A 16,689-nucleotide genomic window follows, 5' to 3' on the forward strand; every position below is an offset into this window, starting at 1 on the left:
GGACGCCGGTCGCAGTCAGGGCAATTGATACCCGCATTGACCGGCGTGCCGCCCGGCTCGGGGAGCGCTCGGTTAACCTGCGGCTTTTGCCGCCTTTGGTGGACGCCCGCGCCGTGCCGCCGGTTTTTCGGCGACTTTGCGCGTGCGCGGTTTAGTCTTTTGGATTTTCGGTGCCGGTTCGGGTTTTGGCCTGAGCTGACGCTCTAACTGTTCGATGTCTTTTCGAACGCCGATGGAGCTCTCTAACTGGATCGCACGCTGCAGGTGCGCCAGCGCCTCCGGCAGTTGTTCCGCATCACGCAGCACGTAGCCGGTGATTTTGTGCAGCTTCGCGCGCACGATATCGGGCATATCCGCACGCTCAGTCAGCGCGAGGGTGTCGAGCAGGTTCGCCAGCTCGACTGGCTGTTTAGCAGCAAGCAGGCGCTGCGCGGCCAGTGCCACCTCTTCGGCCAGCAGGTAAGGCGTCGGACGTCGCCCGGTCGGCATGGTCAGGCCATAGGTCATCGCGTAACGGGCAATTTCCAGCGCCCCGGCGATATCGTCAGCATCGAGACGCCAGAGCATGACCGTCATGACGATGTCATCCTGTGCGCCCTTGCCGTTTGCGAGGACGCCAGCGACCCACGGCAGATAGAACGGCAGCAGCTCGCGCTTTTTGTCTGCCTTTCGCTCATTGGATCGGATTTGTTTCAGCGTGCGGTTGTCTGCGGCCAGCTTAACGAGCATCTGCTCATATGCAGTTGCATTGCGCAGCGGGACGGCAGCCCGCTGCGCTGTTTCAGAGGCCGAGACCCGCATCATGTGACGCGCTGCGGGACTCGTCATGGCTTACTCTCCGCCTTCCGGTGCTGCAGGTGCAGTGAAGTCACCGAGCTTGATGTTTTCAATCAGGCAACCGGCGGCGTAAGCTTCGACCACATAGTCAATATTCATCGACTCGTAGTTTTCTACGCGGTCTTTTTTCGGCTCTTCAATGATGGCGCGGCGGTGTGCGTCATCCATGAAATAGATAGACAGGTTATCGAGGCGCGTCACCATAAGGGCATTGGCCGGGAAGTAAGGCACGCGCACGGCTGGCAGGTTGCCGATTCGCTTCTGGCTGATGATGATGTCAGCGGCCAGCGATTCGGTGTTTTCCTGGTCTTTGTTGACGATCGGGAAATACTTATCCGCCATCAGCTTACGGCCGGTGATGACAACCAGCTCCGGGTCATCCTGATAAATCTCGTCAATCAGGTTGCCGGTGGCATCCATGACCAGCGCGTCGAGGTTCGCATAGTCGCCGTTTTTACCCACGCGGATCACGTCTGAAATGACCTTGCCGTCCTCGTCGGTGATTTTGGACATCACGCGTGCGGGCGCTTCATTGCGGTACTTCTGCAGCCAGCCGACGGCCACATCCTGCAGCAGCGGATTGTTTTGGCGGTTCGAGGTTTCCGCTCGGGTAGTACCGTTGAAACCGGCCATGATGAAATCGAGGGACTGGCGCTTGATAATGGCGTCACGGATACGGGTCTGGAAGTCCTGGAATCGCGCCCACAGGTCTAGCTGTTTGTAGCGGATATGGAAGTCAAAGTTAATCTGCGCGCACTCGTATTTGTTGGACTCCAGCGCGGTAAAGTCAGCGGTCTTACGCTCATCATCACCGGCGGTGTCGGCGGTGCTCGCAATGGTACCGTTAACGCCTACCCCGACTTTTTCGCCTTTCAGCTCGTCGACCGGCACGATGTTGATTTTGGTCAGAAACGCGGATGACATCTGCAGGGTGTTCATCAGGGTTTGCGTGACCGACGGCTCGACGGTGAATTTCTTCGCAACGTCGTCGGTTGAAACGCCGTTCAGCTCCGCAACGCGGGACAGGTAGGCATTAAATTTGAAGCGGGTATCTTTACGCATGGTTTTTCCTGTTCGGGTAAAAAAGTTCAGGCCGGGCAGCACGCCCGGCGTGTTATCAGCAGTTGGTAAGCAGCTCGTCGCCCGTACCGCCTTTTGAAAGCTCGCGGCGCGGCTGGCGCTGACTTTCGGTGCTGTCGAGGGAGCTTTTGAGGGAGGTAAACGCCTGCGCGTTTTCATCGACTTTGCTGGTCACGTAGTGCTTAAGCTGCGCAAAAGCGGTCTCAAGCTCGGTGACGCGCTGGTCGGTAGCGTTGAGATTGGTTTGCACCTGCTCGGTGACGGTGGTCACCGCTTCATGCACATCAGCGAAACGGGCGTCATCGCTGGCCTGCTTACGGCTAAAAATGGCTTTGACCTTATCGGTCAGGCTGTTGAGCATGGTGTCGGGGACGTCCTCAAACTCCAGCTCAGCCAGTGAGGCCACAGAGAAAACGTCGTCCGGCTGGTCTTTTTTACCGGCGAGCGGGTTCTGCGTGGCGCGGCTGCAGAATTCGAGGTATTCCGTGCCGAGGCTTGCCGGGTCATCGGTGACGGCCAGCCCGATGAGATAGCACTTACCGCTGTTAGCAAAGTTCGGGCGGATCTCCATGGAGGTGTAAACCTTCTGACCGGCCTTAACCATGCTGACCAGCTCGTCGAGCGGGGCGATTTTGCCAAACAGCGCTTTTTTGCCATCGAGCGCAGAGCCATCGCTGATAATCTCCGCCTTAAGCTCGGTTACATCGCCATAGCGTTTAAACGGGCTGTCAGGCATAAGACCGCGGATGTGTTCGAGGTTGATGCGACAGCCGTAGACGCGCGGGTCGAACGTGTCGGCCATATCCTGAATATCATCGCCGCTGATGACGCGGCCATCGCAGGTGTCACCCTCGACGCCGATACGAAACCATTTAGAAACTTTCTTTGCCATTGTTCAGGTGTCCTGATGTTGGGTTTTCGGGTCGGGTTTAGTTTCCCGACTCTGCCCCTTATCAGCCACCGCTTGCGCTCCTGTTAGATCTGATACAACAGGCACTTAGCGCTAATAACACCCCATTTCCTTAGCCTTGCCACGTCACACCAAAAACGAGGCAAGCATGACCATTTCAACTGACCTTTCTCTGTTAAATGACCCGCGACGACAGGCGCGGCTGTTGTACTGGCAGGGGTTTGCCGTCCCGCAAATCTGCGAGATGCTGCAGCTCAAGCGCCCGACCGTGCAGAGCTGGAAACAGCGCGATGGATGGGAAGAAACCGCGCCGATTAACCGCGTGGAATCGACATTAGAGGCGCGGCTTATTCAGCTCTACGCAAAGCCTGACCTGACCGCGCATGACTTCAAAGTCGCTGATTTCCTGTCGCGCCAGATTGAGCGACTCGCGCGTGTGAACCGCTACGGCCAGACCGGAAACGAGGTGGATTTAAACCCCAATATTGCGAGCCGCAACAAAGGCGATCGCAAAAAGCCGAAACGTAATTATTTCAGCGAGGAGGCAATCGAAAAACTGGAAGAGATTTTCTTCGACCAGTCGTTTGAGTATCAGCTCCGCTGGCATAAAGCGGGGTTAGAGCACCGAATCCGCCATATCCTGAAATCGCGACAGATTGGCGCGACCTTCTACTTCGCGCGCGAGTCACTTCTGCGCGCGCTTAAGACCGGGCAAAACCAGATATTTTTGTCGGCGAGTAAAACGCAGGCTTACGTGTTCCGTAAGTACATCATCGCCTTTGCCCGTCTGGTTGATGTCGACCTGTCAGGCGACCCGATCGTCATCGGCAACAATGGCGCTGAGCTGATTTTCCTCGGAACCAATTCCAACACCGCGCAGAGCCACAACGGCGACCTGTACGTCGATGAAATTTTCTGGATCCCCAATTTTCAGAAGCTGCGCAAAGTGGCCTCCGGCATGGCCTCGCAGTCACACCTGCGCACAACCTATTTTTCGACTCCGTCGACGCTGGCGCACGGCGCTTACCCGTTCTGGTCAGGCGAGCTGTTTAACCGTGGCCGCAGCAACCGCGACGAACGTGTCGACATCGATATCAGTCATCAGGCGCTCGCCGGTGGCGTGCTGTGCGGTGACGGCCAGTGGCGGCAGATTGTCACCATTGAGGACGCGCTGGCCGGTGGCTGCACCCTGTTTAACCTCGACCAGCTTAAGCAGGAAAACAGCGCGGATGACTTCCGTAACCTGTTTATGTGCGAGTTCGTTGACGATAAGGCGTCGGTATTCCCGTTCGAGGAGCTGCAGCGCTGTATGGTCGATGCGATGGAAGAATGGGAGGACTGCGAGCCGTTCGCCGACCGTCCGTTTAACTGGCGACCGGTCTGGATTGGCTATGACCCGTCACACACCGGCGACAGCGCAGGCTGTGCGGTTCTGGCTCCGCCGCTGGTTGCCGGTGGCAAGTTCCGCATCCTTGAGCGTCACCAGTGGAAAGGCATGGACTTTGCCGCGCAGGCCGAGGCCATCCGGGCGCTGACCGAGAAATACACCGTCGACTATATCGGCATCGATGCGACCGGTATCGGTCAGGGTGTTTACCAGCTCGTGCGCTCATTCTTCCCGGCCGCGCGCGCCATCCGCTACACGCCGGAAATGAAAACCGCAATGGTGCTGAAAGCAAAAGACACCATTCGCCGCGGGTGTCTGGAATACGACGCCGGGGCAACCGACATCACACAGTCATTTATGGCTATCCGCAAAACCATGACCAGCAGCGGCCGCAGCGCGACCTATGAAGCCAGCCGCAGCGAGGAAGCCAGCCATGCGGATATCGCGTGGGCGACCATGCACGCCCTGTTAAACGAGCCGCTTTCCGCCGGTAGCGGTATGCAATCAAGTTCAATTCTGGATATTAACTAAGATGAAAAAACGCCAAAAGAAACAGCCACAACCGATCAACATGACCGCCAGCGCTCCGCAGAAAATGGAGGCGTTCACCTTTGGCGAGCCTTCCCCTGTACTCGATCGCCGCGACATCCTCGACTATGTCGAGTGCATCAATAACGGCAAATGGTACGAGCCGCCGGTCAACTTCTCGGGACTGGCAAAAAGCCTGCGCGCCGCCGTACACCACAGCTCCCCGATTTATGTAAAGCGCAACATTCTGACCAGCACCTTTATCCCGCACCCGTTGCTGTCCCGTCAGGACTTCAGCCGCCTTGTGCTTGATTATCTGGTGTTTGCCAACGGCTATCTCGAAAAGCGCATGAGCGTGACCGGCCAGCTCATGAAGCTGGAAACCTCACCGGCCAAATACACCCGCCGTGGCGTAGAGGATGGCATTTACTGGTACGTCTCGAGCTTTACCAACCCGCACCAATTCGCCCCTGGTTCGGTGTGCCATCTGCTTGAGCCCGATATCAATCAGGAGCTCTACGGGATGCCAGAATATCTGAGCGCGCTTAATTCCGCCTGGCTGAACGAATCTGCCACGCTGTTTCGTCGCAAGTATTACCAGAACGGCGCGCACGCGGGTTACATCATGTATGTGACCGATGCGGCGCAAAGCAGCACCGACGTTGAGGCGCTGCGCTCCGCGATGCGCGACTCGAAGGGGCTCGGGAATTTCAAAAACCTGTTTTTCTACGCCCCGAACGGGAAACCAGACGGCATCAAGATTGTGCCGTTGAGTGAAGTCGCCACGAAGGATGATTTTTTTAACATCAAGAAGGTGAGCGCCGCTGACCTGCTCGATGCGCACCGCGTGCCGTTCCAGCTCATGGGCGGCAAGCCTGAAAATATTGGCTCGATGGGGGATATTGAGAAGGTGGCGCGGGTGTTTGTGCGTAACGAGCTGACGCCTTTGCAGGAGCGTTTCAAAGAGATAAACGACTGGTTAGGTATAGAGGTGATCCGCTTTAAGGATTACAGTATCGATAAAGATTAAAAAAATATCAAAAGCCGCAAATGGCGGCTTTACGACATATATCAACTGAGATTAAAAATAGTTATGGAGTATAAAGCTCCACAAACTCCTTCAACCCTTCCCTATTTAAAATATCACTAGACTTGATATACTTCATCACATCCCAATCGTAATAGACACTAAGAATAGCAATCATGCTAATCACTTTGATATCAGTCAAGTTCATTAATATCTCATACAATTCTAATCGTTCACTCCTAGACGCAGTATTATCATTAATCAGTTTCAATATTAGATAAAACCTTCTAGTGAGTGAAAAATAAGCCCCATCATCATCCAATGAATCGAGCCAACCTTGTACCCTTTCCCTTTCAATCTTAGCATCAATAAGCACAGACAGTTCATTTTCTATATAAGAAACTGCAGCAACGCCATGCAGCACCTCAATATTGCCATCATCAGTTTCACCAATACTTATTTTAAATCGGTCAAAACTCTCTTCCTGCGTTTCTAACAAGCGAAAGAAACGCAACTCAAACTTTTTATACTCCTCAAGTTTTTCCTGGCGATTAATTTCCTTCATCAAGCTATCATTAGACTCACGCTGCAAGCTAACCGACTGAATAAGCAGATATATCGTTACAAAACTAAGGATAGGGTTGACAACCCCACCAACATAGTCTCCGAATTGCCCCCACACCTCAGTTTTGGCGGAAAGTACTCCGTGAATACCAAAATTGAAGTAGTATGCCCCCCAGGTAATGAGGAGTATCACAAGACATAACTGCTTAATTCTACTCATACTTATTCCAGAACTCTTGCTGAATGCACTAAATATTTTACAGTGTCACCGCTTTTAATTACAACCCTACTAACCACCATACTAAGAAATGTAAAATCATCTCTTCTTCCATTGTTATTATGAAGATTTAGTGACATTATTTTTTTCTGAGCACTAGGTACAACTCCAAATGGAACGTAGAACCCAAATGCAACAGTATCATCCTCACCCTGAAGAACTAAACGTCCATTCCCCGTACGGGAGTTAAACCTTGTCACAACAGCAATAATATTAATTTGCTCGCGCTTTGTTTCTGTATAGGTTAAATTAGATGCCGTTCGATTATCTAAATTTACAATCTTTCTTTTTTGGTTCGCCCCATGGTAGTTAAACTCAACATCCCATTTGCATCGGTAATTTACCTTATGCATTTGAATAAGTGGATTTCGAATCCTGCTAACAAGGTCATCCTCTAAGTCTGCAAGCTCCTCAATATACTCCAATGCTTTTGCAGTTAACGGTGGGTTTTGTATATATAATGCTTCTGATATATAAAAACTCATTAACTCTGTAAAGACTGAATTCGTCATTTCCGTTAATCGAGCATTTAGCTTTGGGTCGGCAATAACCAATTCAAAATTTTGGCCATACGAGCTTTTAAAACTTTGATGCAAAACGGCCCTGGCTGGACTTGATGCAGTGCGTCTTTGTATAACCTTTTTTCTGAGTATTGCTTCTGCCAAGAGGCATGTCACATCAGAAGCACCCGAAAGAGTCTCAAGAGCATAGTCCATATCTACCGAACTATTCCCGCTTTTGATAACAACGTCATAATTTACAGACATAAGAACCCTTTTTTTATAAGAAAATCATCCCAATCTGATTGCATTGAGCGCAGTAGATATACGGATACCATTTTATAAAAAATATGCAATGTTTTATAACGTTGCGCGCAGTGCTATCCCCGCCTCGCCTGCCCGCTTAAGGGGTCGCTTTTCATGCAGGTGCATCAGAAGCCCCGAGCCGCGCCTGCGCTGGCGCTGGCTCGCAAACGCTGGAATCAAAAATGAATGCAAACTCATGCACCTGATGCGTGCACCACTAGAAAAGTGAAAAGTTTGGGTCAAACTCCTCGCTTTTTGCCTCTACTTTCTTCATTGAGGCCAGAAAATTCATACCATCATTTAGCGATACAGGTCGCTCGTACTCAATCATAAAAACACCATCAAAAGTGCGCCCCAGCCAGTACCCGCCGCCGCACTCTTTAGGCCGCTGAAAGAAAACCCACCCTCCGGGACAGTAATGCTCTAAGGTCTCACCCCGATAGACCACCTGAAAATCCAAGTCATGACCCGCCATAGCCCCTCCGCATAAACACTGTATACACACACAGTGTTTATAGCAAGTATGCAGGCGAAATGCTAACGCCTCGCCGGGCTCGTTGTTCAATACCACCGGCACTGAAAGAGAGTTTCAACACCGGTGCTGTTCTTACAGTCGCAGTGGTGGCCGCCATGTTTACCGATGTGATCGCATATGATTTCGGATTACTGATGTAGCTACATCGGCGATGGTTGTTTCTAACTACTCTCCTCTTGCATTGAAAATCCCAGCCACCCATCAGCAGCCGCGTATTTGAATTTTTTATCGCCATAAATCACCGTTGCCCCACGCGCCAGCGCGTCGAGATCCCACCGTTCCGTGGTAATGCCCTCCAGAGCTAAATCGAAACGAATTTTTGCAATGCGATCCCTTTCGGGTTTTGTCATCCTGGCTGATGGCGCTTGCTCGCTGGTTTTGAGCGGCGCATTGCTTCTTTGCTGCCGATGTTTGCGCGGTGCGCCAGCCTTTAACGCCTCGTTAAGCACCTTCACGACGTCCGGCTCATTCCAGCCGATAACCCCGCGCTCAATCAGATTTAACACCGCTGCGGCTTGCTCAGACGGTGTGGGGGTCATAACTGGATCGCTACCGCCGGTGAGCTTTCTACAGTTATTGACAGGACTCCGAGGCGCGGCAGAGCCGCTTTTCAAGGTCAAAGGCTCAACGGCCAAAACCTTTGGAACGATGCGCCATTCGGCTGTTCGGGTTACATGGACACGATGAGCCCCGAGGTGAGGGGCATAAATCCCGACCACCCTCTCGATATCTTCCTCGTACTCGTTGACCTCATCCGTCACCTTACGGGCGACCCTGACGGCCTGAGCATCACGCTTAATGTTTGCGCCACCCTGCGCGATGATGTACTGGTCAAATTCCCCTGCATCTGCAGCCGCTCGCGCGGCCTCGACCCTGTCGTCAAACTCACTGGCAATGCTCACCCCGCGCGGGAGCTTGCGCAGTTCGCGGTAAGCGCCCATCGTCGGGAGGCCAATCGGTTTAAACTGCGGGATGCGCCATGTAGACGCCCATGCGTTGACGGCTGCGGCCATATCTTTCAGGGGCTTGCCGGTGTCGTGGTCGAGCTGGCCGTCGAGCGCGTAGCCGTCGATATTTTTGGCAATGTATTTAGCGATATAACCCGCCGCGCCGCCCTGATTAAGATGACGGGACTCAAAGCGCTGTTTTGCCGCGCCCTTTTCGTGTCCGTCCTCTTTGAGGGCATAACGACGCATAATTTCGTTGATGGCTTTACGTTGACCGGGTTTGCAAAACAGCATCATGTGCCAGTGAGGCGTGCCGTCGTGGTGCGGTTCGACAACGCGCATCCCGTAAACCTCTAAATCGTTATCTTTGAACGCGGTACGCATCAGGCTCCAGATTCGGCAGAGATAGCGCTGGCCGTCTTTTGGCGTAAATGCGGTGTCGTTCCAGCCGTGATTGAGCTGCACTGTTTTGCTTTCGCCTTTGCCGACCTGTCTGGTCGGATGGTATTTGGATGGTGTAGTCAGGGTGATAAACATCCCCACGTCCCCGGCGCTGGCCGCGTAGCGCTCAATCCCGGCGATGGTATTCATCAGCTCCATGCGACGTATTTCAGGGTTAGAAATACTCCCCATAACCTTGCTGATGAGGTCGATACGTTCACCGGTGACTTTGTTTTCCAGCTCGCATGATTTGAGGTATTCGAGATTAGCCAGGCGGCGCGCGTGAACATCGCGGATCGCCATTTTGCTGGCGTAGGGGGAACGGTCTTTATTGACTTCACCGGCAGCGATGAGCAGCGCCTCGCGCCAGCGCATCCGCTGCGCCTTGAGCTGGTTAACCCACCACTCATCCTTAATCAGACGTGAAATGGCGGAAAATGCCATGCGGATCGTCATCTGACCCTTACGGTATTTTTTCCAGTACATCGGGGTGAAGTTGAAAGCGCGCGCGACGCCGGCAACCTTCCCGTATAGATGCGACTGAGCCTCATCAGTGAAAAGGGCTTCTTTACCGCCGTGCGCGTGCGCCCAGGCGTCGCTCAATTCCTCGTATCTGCTCCAGAGCTGCGAGGCTATTCTGGCAGCAAACTTCCTGAGCTCTTTGTCGTTCATATCCGGCAGGCGTGCATATTCATCACGCGCAGACAGAAACCCAATCGAGGCAGATTCATTCATCCCGCACAGCTCATTAACACGCTCAAGACGCGGCAGCAGCTTGCGCTCAAACGTGTTTTTGAGGAAATAAAGCCCACCCAAAGGGCTCTTTGTGCGGCGGATGAAGTTATAACGCGAGGTAAACAGCGTTTGCAGGAAAAACGGCAGGCGGTCAATCCGGTTTAAAACACCTTGCACCTGACGGAGTTCGGCACGTGTAAGGAGTCTGTCGCGGCCAACGGGCTCTTTGGTGACGTTATTCCAGGGATAAGCACCAACGAATGAATCACTGGTGCCCTTCAAAAATGGTGGTGGTGGCGAGGGGGCAACACGCCCCCGAGGTTCGTTGGACATATTATTTAAAAGCGTCCAGACATAGCTTCCCCAAGCGTTCAATCCGAGCTTCCAGAGCTGAGAAGCCAGTAAGATCGCTGGTCAAAAGATCATGCAATACCAAGCCTGAGAAAAGCTTAGGGATAGTTGGGTAGTAACCCACAACGTCCAACCATTCCTTACCTTCATTCTTCCCGGATGTAGCGGTCTTTTTTTCCTGCAAAATGAATTGATAGCGGTCACTGGTGATGACGTTTTGGTTATTAATCTCGATGTGTATACTCATTTTTTGCTTCCAGTTAACAGTGGTTAGCCAGCTCTACCGAAAATTGAGTTGTGTAACTTTTCCGACTCCTGACCTAATAACTCGATAATCTCGGTGCGATTAAGTTCTGACTTACTGATGTGCGCGATAAGCCCGTCAAACTGAGAAGAGAAACGGGTCGCCGCGTCGCGCTGTGCCTCGCTTACTGCCTGCGCCAGAAGTGCCGAATACATCCCCCGCTGCGCTATATTTTGCTTTTGCATTTGCCTATCTCCGGACAAAAGGAGTCCCCACGCTGTAAGGCGCGTAATAAATCGAATCCAGATTAATTAATGTAAATACTGCTCAGGTTTTACCGAGGTTAAAATGGTTGGTGCGTACTCAAAAAGGCTAAACAGCTCTCGCAGCGCGCGGAAAAGTTTGTCGCGCCAATAACAGCCCTCTTCATTCAAACGCCAGTGCGGCATCATAAATTCCTGCTCTGTCAGTCCCGCATGAAGAAACAGTGATCGCCTTTGGCTAACGGTCAGGCGGCTGATGAAAGTTGCTTTCGACACGCCAAGTTGGCGGTGCCGGGCGAATGCATTTCTCAATTCATCAAGCGCGCAAACAAGACGCTCACGATCGGCTTCGGTCATTTCCTCTAAGCGCATGACAGAGTGACGCTGTTTTAATTGAGCGTGGAAACAAACCGTAAGACGCTCCCGCTCCATCATCTGATTGTAAAAATCGCAAGTGTCCTGCCAGCGAGGCTGAGCCAGATACTTGCAGACCAGACCGCGAAGCGCTGTTGGTTGTTTCTGGATCACGTCCAGTGTCATTACCGTCATAACCACAGTCCTCTCTTTTTGACCAGACGGCGAACCTTCTCGATAACGCCCGGCTTACGGGTTCGGATGATTATGCCCTTGCGGCCGCGACCGTGAGTGATGGTGAAGTTGATCGGATTAGGGCTTTCTCTTCGAAGCAACTGTGCAATACAGCGAGGCTCTTTCATAAATTCTCCTTAGGGAGTCGGGTTTTAACCATGCCCGACACATGGCCTTGTGATAGGATCGAATCGCCAAAAACAAGCCAATCACATGAGGTATTTCATGACTAATCAACAAAATGATGAATTAATTGCCACTCTAAAATCAGCCATTGCATTGGTTAATTCTTCCTCTGATGCGATCTCTAATCGTGAGAAGGCTGAGGAAATCAACAAACTGTCAATCCAGTTGAGAGAGGCAGTTCAATCTAAAATGCCTGTCACGCATAAAAGCTTTTTAGATATCAACTAAGCTCAAATACTGGTGGGGTTTGCCATAACCCCACGTTCTTTTGCTAAAAATTCTAGATACAGACCTGCAATCTCCTCATAGGCAACATCAAGTTCAAAAACTTCTCCCGACGTAAGATGCACCTCAACTTTGTCGGCTGTTTCAGTGCGCTCACGGATAGCGGCCACGCTTTTTAAGTCGATCAGCACCCGCATACCATTAGTGATATGACGAATGCAGCCATGTTTTATTGGTTTTGACATGCAATTTCTCGATTGAATTTGAATGAAATAGGTGAATCTAATTACCGTGAAGGTTGCCCTAAGCCGAGCCACATCAACCAACCATCGCGAATCTCTTTAGGGCGGCTGTCATAAGCCATCTTCATTCCTTTGTTCCATGCTGGCAGGTAGACCCAATATTCCCCTGCGCGCCCACTCGTTGACTGTGGATCAGTCATCTCGACTACAGGCAGCTTGCCCTTTTCAATCATGCCTTTAACCGCTGCAGGTGTTTTACCAATAAGGCGCGCGAATTCCTGGTATGGAACGGCGTCGCTCACACTATCAATGACCCTATTCATTTGTGAGTATTCCTCGTTAGTGTTTTAATTGCTCCTAATGGCTATTAATTGCCATATTGGAGCCATTGGTTTGCGATAACGAATAGAAGATTACTCCGTTATCGTTTTTCTATCAATAGTGGAGTGTTAATTACGATGATACCCGTAAATGAAAAGCTAGCGATCATGCGTGAGTCAGAACGTATGAATAGGAAAGAATTCAGTGACTTAACAGGCGTCCCATACAGCTCTCTTTCGAGTTACGAGAAGGGTGTAAAAGATATGGGCATACAGGCGGTGATGAAGATTTTGAATCATCCTCAGTTCAAAAAATACACTATGTGGTTCATGACAGAGACGATATCACCTGAAGCTGGGCAGATTGCACCGGCTCTCGCGCACTTTGGGCAGCAGACAACAACGTCATCCCACTCAGACCAGAAAACTGGCTAACAATTTATGGCGCTTATTTGTGCAGTAAATGCACAGTGAGTTTTTGCTATTTAAATCAGGAAATTGAAGTACGAAGTAACATCATCGGGAGGCTTTATGTCTGTTAAAAAGCTCGATGATGGTCGATATGAAGTGGACATTAGACCGACCGGGCGTAACGGAAAACGCATCCGTCGGAAGTTCGACAAGAAAAGCGAGGCGATGGCTTTTGAAAAGCATACTCAATATAACCATCACTCAAAGGAATGGCTTTCAAAACCAACGGACAAACGCCAATTGTCGGAACTGAAAGAGTTATGGTGGAAGCTGAAAGGTAAACATGAGGAGCACGGTCAATCGTATCTCAGGAAAATTGAGCGTTTCGAAACGATGACCGGAAACCCGTGCGCTTTCCAGATCACCAAGAGCCTGATAACGCAATATTGTGCTCAACGTCGGAGTGAAGGTATTAAGCCAACTACCATCAACCGCGACCTGATCACGCTAGGTGGGATGTTCACAACCCTGATTGAGTCAGAACTGTATAACGGTGAGCATCCATTCAGGGGATTCAAAAAACTGAAAGAGCAGACAGCCGAAACGGGCTATCTCACTCTTGAGGAAATTGACGCCTTACTTGCTGCGCTCTCAGGTGATAATCGTAAAATTGCGGTTTTGTGTTTGAGTACCGGAGCAAGATGGGGAGAAGCTGCGCGATTGAAGGCGGAGAATGTGATTCATAACCGGGTGTCTTTCGTTAAGACGAAAACCAACACACCGCGCACGGTCCCGATCTCTGATGACGTTGCGGCTTACGTAGTCGGCAAAACACGAGGTTTTCTGTTTCCTGAGGCCAGTTATGCTGACTTCAGGCGAACCCTCAAAGAGGTTAAGCCCGATTTACCGGCTGGACAAGCAACACATGCGCTACGACACTCTTTCGCGACGCACTTTATGATTAACGGAGGCAACATCATCACACTGCAGAGGATCTTAGGTCATACGAAAATTGCGCAGACAATGGTCTATGCGCACTTCGCTCCTCAGTACCTGCAGGACGCGATTTCGCTTAACCCGTTGAAGGGTGCTAATGGTGGTCAGAGTGTCCACAATGTGTCCACACCCTAGCCGCTTTTTATGGCTTTTGACTGCTAGTAGTAAAACGTGAAGCCTTGTCTGGCGCGGCTTTCCAGTTACGTCAGACATTAAAAAGGCTCCCGCAGGAGCCTTTCATCAATCAATGCAGCGACGCTAACCTCGCCGCAAACCCAACAAACAGCAGCCCTATGAGCCCGTTACCCAGCTTTGCCAGTTTCTTTTTCGTTTTGAGATAACGCGTGACAAACGCACCGGAGAAGATCAGGAAGCTCATGTACATGAAGCTTATCAACTCAAGCGTCGTCGCGAGGATAAGGAAAGAGGTGCCGGTGTTCTGTGCGTTCACGTCAATAAACTGAACGAAGAACGATACGTAGAACAGAATCGCTTTTGGATTGGTCAGGCTCAATACCAGCGAACGTTTCATGATCATACTGGCAGGTTCGGGGCCGCTCTCATGCGCGTTTTTCTGACGGTTCACCACCGACCAGAGCATTTTGCCCCCCAGCCACAGCAGATAAAAGGCGCCGAGATAGCGCACAATGTTAAACAGCACCGGCGTGGTCTGGATTAATGCTGCGACACCCGCCCAGGCCAGAAACATCAGAACCGCATCACCGATAAACACGCCTGTGGCGGCGAGATACCCTTTTTTAACGCCGTGACCAATCCCGGTTTTCAGCACAAACAGGGTATTCGGCCCCGGTACCAGCACGATAAAAAATGCGCCAACAACATACGTCCAGAAATTCAGTACGCCAAACTCCGCAAACACTTCTTCTCCCTCCTTTTGCTCAATACAGCAGGAATAGCGCTGCAAATACGCTACTCCTAAAAATCAGACGCTACAAAATCAGCGGGCACCATTACGGTGCCCTCATGGTACTCAGATATCCTGGACTGCGAACAGCAACGCGTTGCGATGCCGGGTCATTCCACATTTTCTGATGGCGTGAATACGCATATTGCGGCGGGATTGTGCTTCCAGCCAACGAGCCTTGCGACGACTCACCTGTCGCAACATGCGCCAGCGCCCTACTTCTGTTCTACTGCGCTTCATGTCTACAACTCTTTCTCTAACACTTTTTCTCTAAAAGAAAGGCCATTATAAACCCAACCCTGCGGCAAACCAGCGCTTTTACCTGGCGTTTTTATTTGCCAGATGAATCCTGATGCGTACACTCATAACAATACGCTTTCAAAAGGATTTTTTTACCTATGACAACCTTCTACACCGTGGTGAGTTGGCTGGTCATTTTGGGATACTGGCTGTTAATCGCAGGTGTGACATTACGCATCCTGATGAAGCGCAGAGCCGTTCCCTCTGCCATGGCCTGGCTTCTGATAATCTACATCCTCCCGCTGGTGGGAATTATTGCCTATCTCTCTTTCGGTGAGCTTCATCTGGGTAAACGCCGCGCAGAGCGGGCCCGTGCCATGTGGCCCTCTACCGCAAAGTGGCTTAACGACCTTAAAGCCTGCAAACATATCTTTGCCGAGGAGAACAGCAGCGTCGCCTCGTCACTGTTTAAGCTGTGCGAACGCCGTCAGGGGATTGGTGGCGTTAAGGGCAATCAGCTCCAGCTGCTGACCTCGTCCGACGACGTCATGCAGGCATTAATCCGCGATATCCAGCTGGCGCGTCATAATATCGAGATGGTTTTTTATATCTGGCAGCCCGGCGGGATGGCTGACCAGGTCGCTGAATCGCTGATGGCCGCGGCGCGACGCGGCATTCACTGCCGTCTGATGCTTGACTCCGCAGGCAGCGTGGCATTTTTCCGTAGCCCCTGGGCGGGCATGATGCGTAATGCTGGGATCGAGGTGGTCGAGGCGCTGAAGGTCAATCTCCTGCGCGTGTTTCTGCGCCGGATGGATCTCCGCCAGCATCGTAAGATGATCATGATCGATAACTATATTGCCTACACCGGCAGCATGAACATGGTTGATCCGCGCTTCTTCAAGCAGGACTCGGGCGTGGGCCAGTGGGTGGATTTGATGGCGCGAATGGAGGGGCCGATTGCCACCTCGATGGGCATCGTTTACTCCTGCGACTGGGAGATAGAAACCGGCAAACGCATTCTGCCGCCACCGCCGGACGGCAATATTATGCCGTTTGAAGAGGCCAGCGGTCACACCATTCATACCATTGCTTCCGGGCCGGGCTTCCCGGAGGATTTGATTCATCAGGCGCTGCTGACGGCAACGTACTCGGCGCGTGAATACCTGATCATGACGACGCCCTACTTTGTTCCCAGCGATGACCTCCTTCACGCGATCTGTACCGCGGCGCAGCGCGGCGTCGATGTGAGCATTATATTGCCGCGCAAAAATGACTCCCTTCTGGTGGGCTGGGCCAGCCGGGCCTTCTTTAGCGAACTGCTGGCCGCAGGGGTGAAGATCTACCAGTTTGAAGGTGGATTGCTCCACACCAAAAGCGTGCTTGTCGACGGCGAGTTAAGCCTGGTGGGAACGGTCAACCTGGATATGCGCAGCCTGTGGCTCAACTTTGAAATCACGCTGGTTATTGATGATGCCGGCTTTGGTGGCGATCTCGCCGCGGTGCAGGATGATTATATCTCCCGCTCGCGGCTGCTGGATGCCAGACTGTGGGTAAAACGTCCGCTGTGGCAGAGAATTGCCGAACGACTGTTTTACTTCTTTAGTCCGTTGCTGTAAAACGT

The 16,689-nt window shown here is 51.8% G+C and carries 21 protein-coding genes; 6 read left to right on the plus strand and 15 right to left on the minus strand.

Going from position 1 to position 16,689, the window contains the following annotated elements; genetic code table 11:
- Positions 1-72: 72 nt before the first annotated feature.
- Genes AC0TNG_RS19815 through AC0TNG_RS19825 form a run of 3 tightly spaced genes read right to left on the minus strand, consistent with a single transcriptional unit; the run spans position 73 to position 2,809 of the window.
- A complete protein-coding gene (locus tag AC0TNG_RS19815; protein ID WP_473712688.1) occupies positions 73-828 on the minus strand; it encodes a phage terminase small subunit in 756 nt (251 codons plus the stop codon).
- Between the two features lie 3 nt (positions 829-831).
- A complete protein-coding gene (locus AC0TNG_RS19820; RefSeq protein ID WP_473712689.1) occupies positions 832-1,899 on the minus strand; it encodes a phage major capsid protein, P2 family in 1,068 nt (355 codons plus the stop codon).
- Positions 1,900-1,954: 55 nt separating this feature from the next.
- Positions 1,955-2,809, minus strand: coding sequence for a GPO family capsid scaffolding protein (locus tag AC0TNG_RS19825; RefSeq protein WP_473712690.1), 855 nt, complete (start codon positions 2,807-2,809; stop codon positions 1,955-1,957).
- 166 nt (positions 2,810-2,975) lie between these two features.
- On the opposite strand from AC0TNG_RS19825, the gene AC0TNG_RS19830 reads away from it, so the two are divergent.
- On the plus strand, positions 2,976-4,745 hold the full coding sequence (locus AC0TNG_RS19830) for a terminase ATPase subunit family protein (RefSeq protein WP_473712691.1): 1,770 nt from the start codon (positions 2,976-2,978) through the stop codon (positions 4,743-4,745).
- A 1-nt stretch (position 4,746) separates the two neighbouring features.
- Entirely contained in the window at positions 4,747-5,772 is a 1,026-nt protein-coding gene (locus AC0TNG_RS19835; protein ID WP_473712692.1) for a phage portal protein, read from the plus strand.
- 61 nt (positions 5,773-5,833) lie between these two features.
- On the opposite strand, the gene AC0TNG_RS19840 is transcribed toward AC0TNG_RS19835, so the two are convergent.
- The 8 genes from AC0TNG_RS19840 to AC0TNG_RS19875 all read right to left on the minus strand — a co-directional run bounded on the left by AC0TNG_RS19840 (position 5,834) and on the right by AC0TNG_RS19875 (position 11,648).
- Positions 5,834-6,553: a hypothetical protein gene (locus AC0TNG_RS19840; protein ID WP_473712693.1), complete on the minus strand. Its 720-nt coding sequence runs from the start codon at positions 6,551-6,553 to the stop codon at positions 5,834-5,836.
- A 2-nt stretch (positions 6,554-6,555) separates the two neighbouring features.
- Positions 6,556-7,377 carry a hypothetical protein gene (locus AC0TNG_RS19845; protein WP_473712694.1) on the minus strand — a complete coding sequence of 274 codons (822 nt, stop codon included), beginning with the start codon at positions 7,375-7,377 and terminating at the stop codon, positions 6,556-6,558.
- 256 nt (positions 7,378-7,633) lie between these two features.
- Positions 7,634-7,891, minus strand: coding sequence for a hypothetical protein (locus AC0TNG_RS19850; protein ID WP_252050536.1), 258 nt, complete (start codon positions 7,889-7,891; stop codon positions 7,634-7,636).
- 221 nt (positions 7,892-8,112) lie between these two features.
- Entirely contained in the window at positions 8,113-10,407 is a 2,295-nt protein-coding gene (locus AC0TNG_RS19855) for a replication endonuclease (RefSeq protein ID WP_473712710.1), read from the minus strand.
- A gap of 1 nt (position 10,408) precedes the next feature.
- Complete coding sequence (locus tag AC0TNG_RS19860; protein ID WP_473712695.1) at positions 10,409-10,672, minus strand: DUF5405 family protein; 264 nt, start codon at positions 10,670-10,672, stop codon at positions 10,409-10,411.
- 23 nt (positions 10,673-10,695) lie between these two features.
- A complete protein-coding gene (locus AC0TNG_RS19865; RefSeq protein WP_252076591.1) occupies positions 10,696-10,914 on the minus strand; it encodes a DUF2732 family protein in 219 nt (72 codons plus the stop codon).
- A gap of 66 nt (positions 10,915-10,980) precedes the next feature.
- Positions 10,981-11,481 carry a hypothetical protein gene (locus AC0TNG_RS19870; protein ID WP_029883441.1) on the minus strand — a complete coding sequence of 167 codons (501 nt, stop codon included), beginning with the start codon at positions 11,479-11,481 and terminating at the stop codon, positions 10,981-10,983.
- Positions 11,478-11,648: a hypothetical protein gene (locus AC0TNG_RS19875; RefSeq protein WP_000662667.1), complete on the minus strand. Its 171-nt coding sequence runs from the start codon at positions 11,646-11,648 to the stop codon at positions 11,478-11,480. Before AC0TNG_RS19875 ends, AC0TNG_RS19870 begins: the two co-directional genes overlap by 4 nt.
- A 97-nt stretch (positions 11,649-11,745) precedes the next feature.
- Between AC0TNG_RS19875 and AC0TNG_RS19880 the strand changes: the two genes are divergently transcribed.
- A complete protein-coding gene (locus AC0TNG_RS19880; protein ID WP_000184654.1) occupies positions 11,746-11,934 on the plus strand; it encodes a hypothetical protein in 189 nt (62 codons plus the stop codon).
- A gap of 2 nt (positions 11,935-11,936) precedes the next feature.
- Here AC0TNG_RS19880 and AC0TNG_RS19885 read toward each other — a convergent pair whose 3' ends face one another.
- Both AC0TNG_RS19885 and AC0TNG_RS19890 read right to left on the minus strand, forming a co-directional pair.
- On the minus strand, positions 11,937-12,176 hold the full coding sequence (locus tag AC0TNG_RS19885) for a hypothetical protein (protein ID WP_000042568.1): 240 nt from the start codon (positions 12,174-12,176) through the stop codon (positions 11,937-11,939).
- 41 nt (positions 12,177-12,217) lie between these two features.
- Positions 12,218-12,496: a regulatory phage cox family protein gene (locus tag AC0TNG_RS19890; RefSeq protein WP_104440014.1), complete on the minus strand. Its 279-nt coding sequence runs from the start codon at positions 12,494-12,496 to the stop codon at positions 12,218-12,220.
- A gap of 135 nt (positions 12,497-12,631) precedes the next feature.
- Here AC0TNG_RS19890 and AC0TNG_RS19895 point away from each other — a divergent pair, with 135 nt between their 5' ends.
- Positions 12,632-12,928, plus strand: a complete 297-nt coding sequence (locus tag AC0TNG_RS19895) for a helix-turn-helix domain-containing protein (RefSeq protein ID WP_032658822.1) — start codon at positions 12,632-12,634, stop codon at positions 12,926-12,928.
- A 96-nt stretch (positions 12,929-13,024) separates the two neighbouring features.
- Positions 13,025-14,035 (plus strand): phage integrase, encoded by a 1,011-nt coding sequence (locus AC0TNG_RS19900; RefSeq protein ID WP_318155321.1) that lies wholly within the window; start codon positions 13,025-13,027, stop codon positions 14,033-14,035.
- Positions 14,036-14,144: 109 nt separating this feature from the next.
- Here the strand turns inward: AC0TNG_RS19900 and leuE are convergent, their stop codons facing one another.
- Both leuE and AC0TNG_RS19910 read right to left on the minus strand, forming a co-directional pair.
- A complete protein-coding gene (gene leuE / locus AC0TNG_RS19905) occupies positions 14,145-14,780 on the minus strand; it encodes a leucine efflux protein LeuE (RefSeq protein ID WP_208763919.1) in 636 nt (211 codons plus the stop codon).
- 111 nt (positions 14,781-14,891) lie between these two features.
- The gene (locus AC0TNG_RS19910) at positions 14,892-15,065 is read right to left on the minus strand and encodes a YciY family protein (protein WP_021240326.1); all 174 of its coding nucleotides are present in this window, start codon (positions 15,063-15,065) and stop codon (positions 14,892-14,894) included.
- A 158-nt stretch (positions 15,066-15,223) separates the two neighbouring features.
- Between AC0TNG_RS19910 and cls the strand changes: the two genes are divergently transcribed.
- Positions 15,224-16,684 carry a cardiolipin synthase gene (gene cls, locus AC0TNG_RS19915; RefSeq protein WP_008502791.1) on the plus strand — a complete coding sequence of 487 codons (1,461 nt, stop codon included), beginning with the start codon at positions 15,224-15,226 and terminating at the stop codon, positions 16,682-16,684.
- The last annotated feature ends 5 nt before the right edge of the window (positions 16,685-16,689 follow it).

The sequence above is a fragment of the Enterobacter sp. PL_is514 genome (assembly GCF_055816715.1).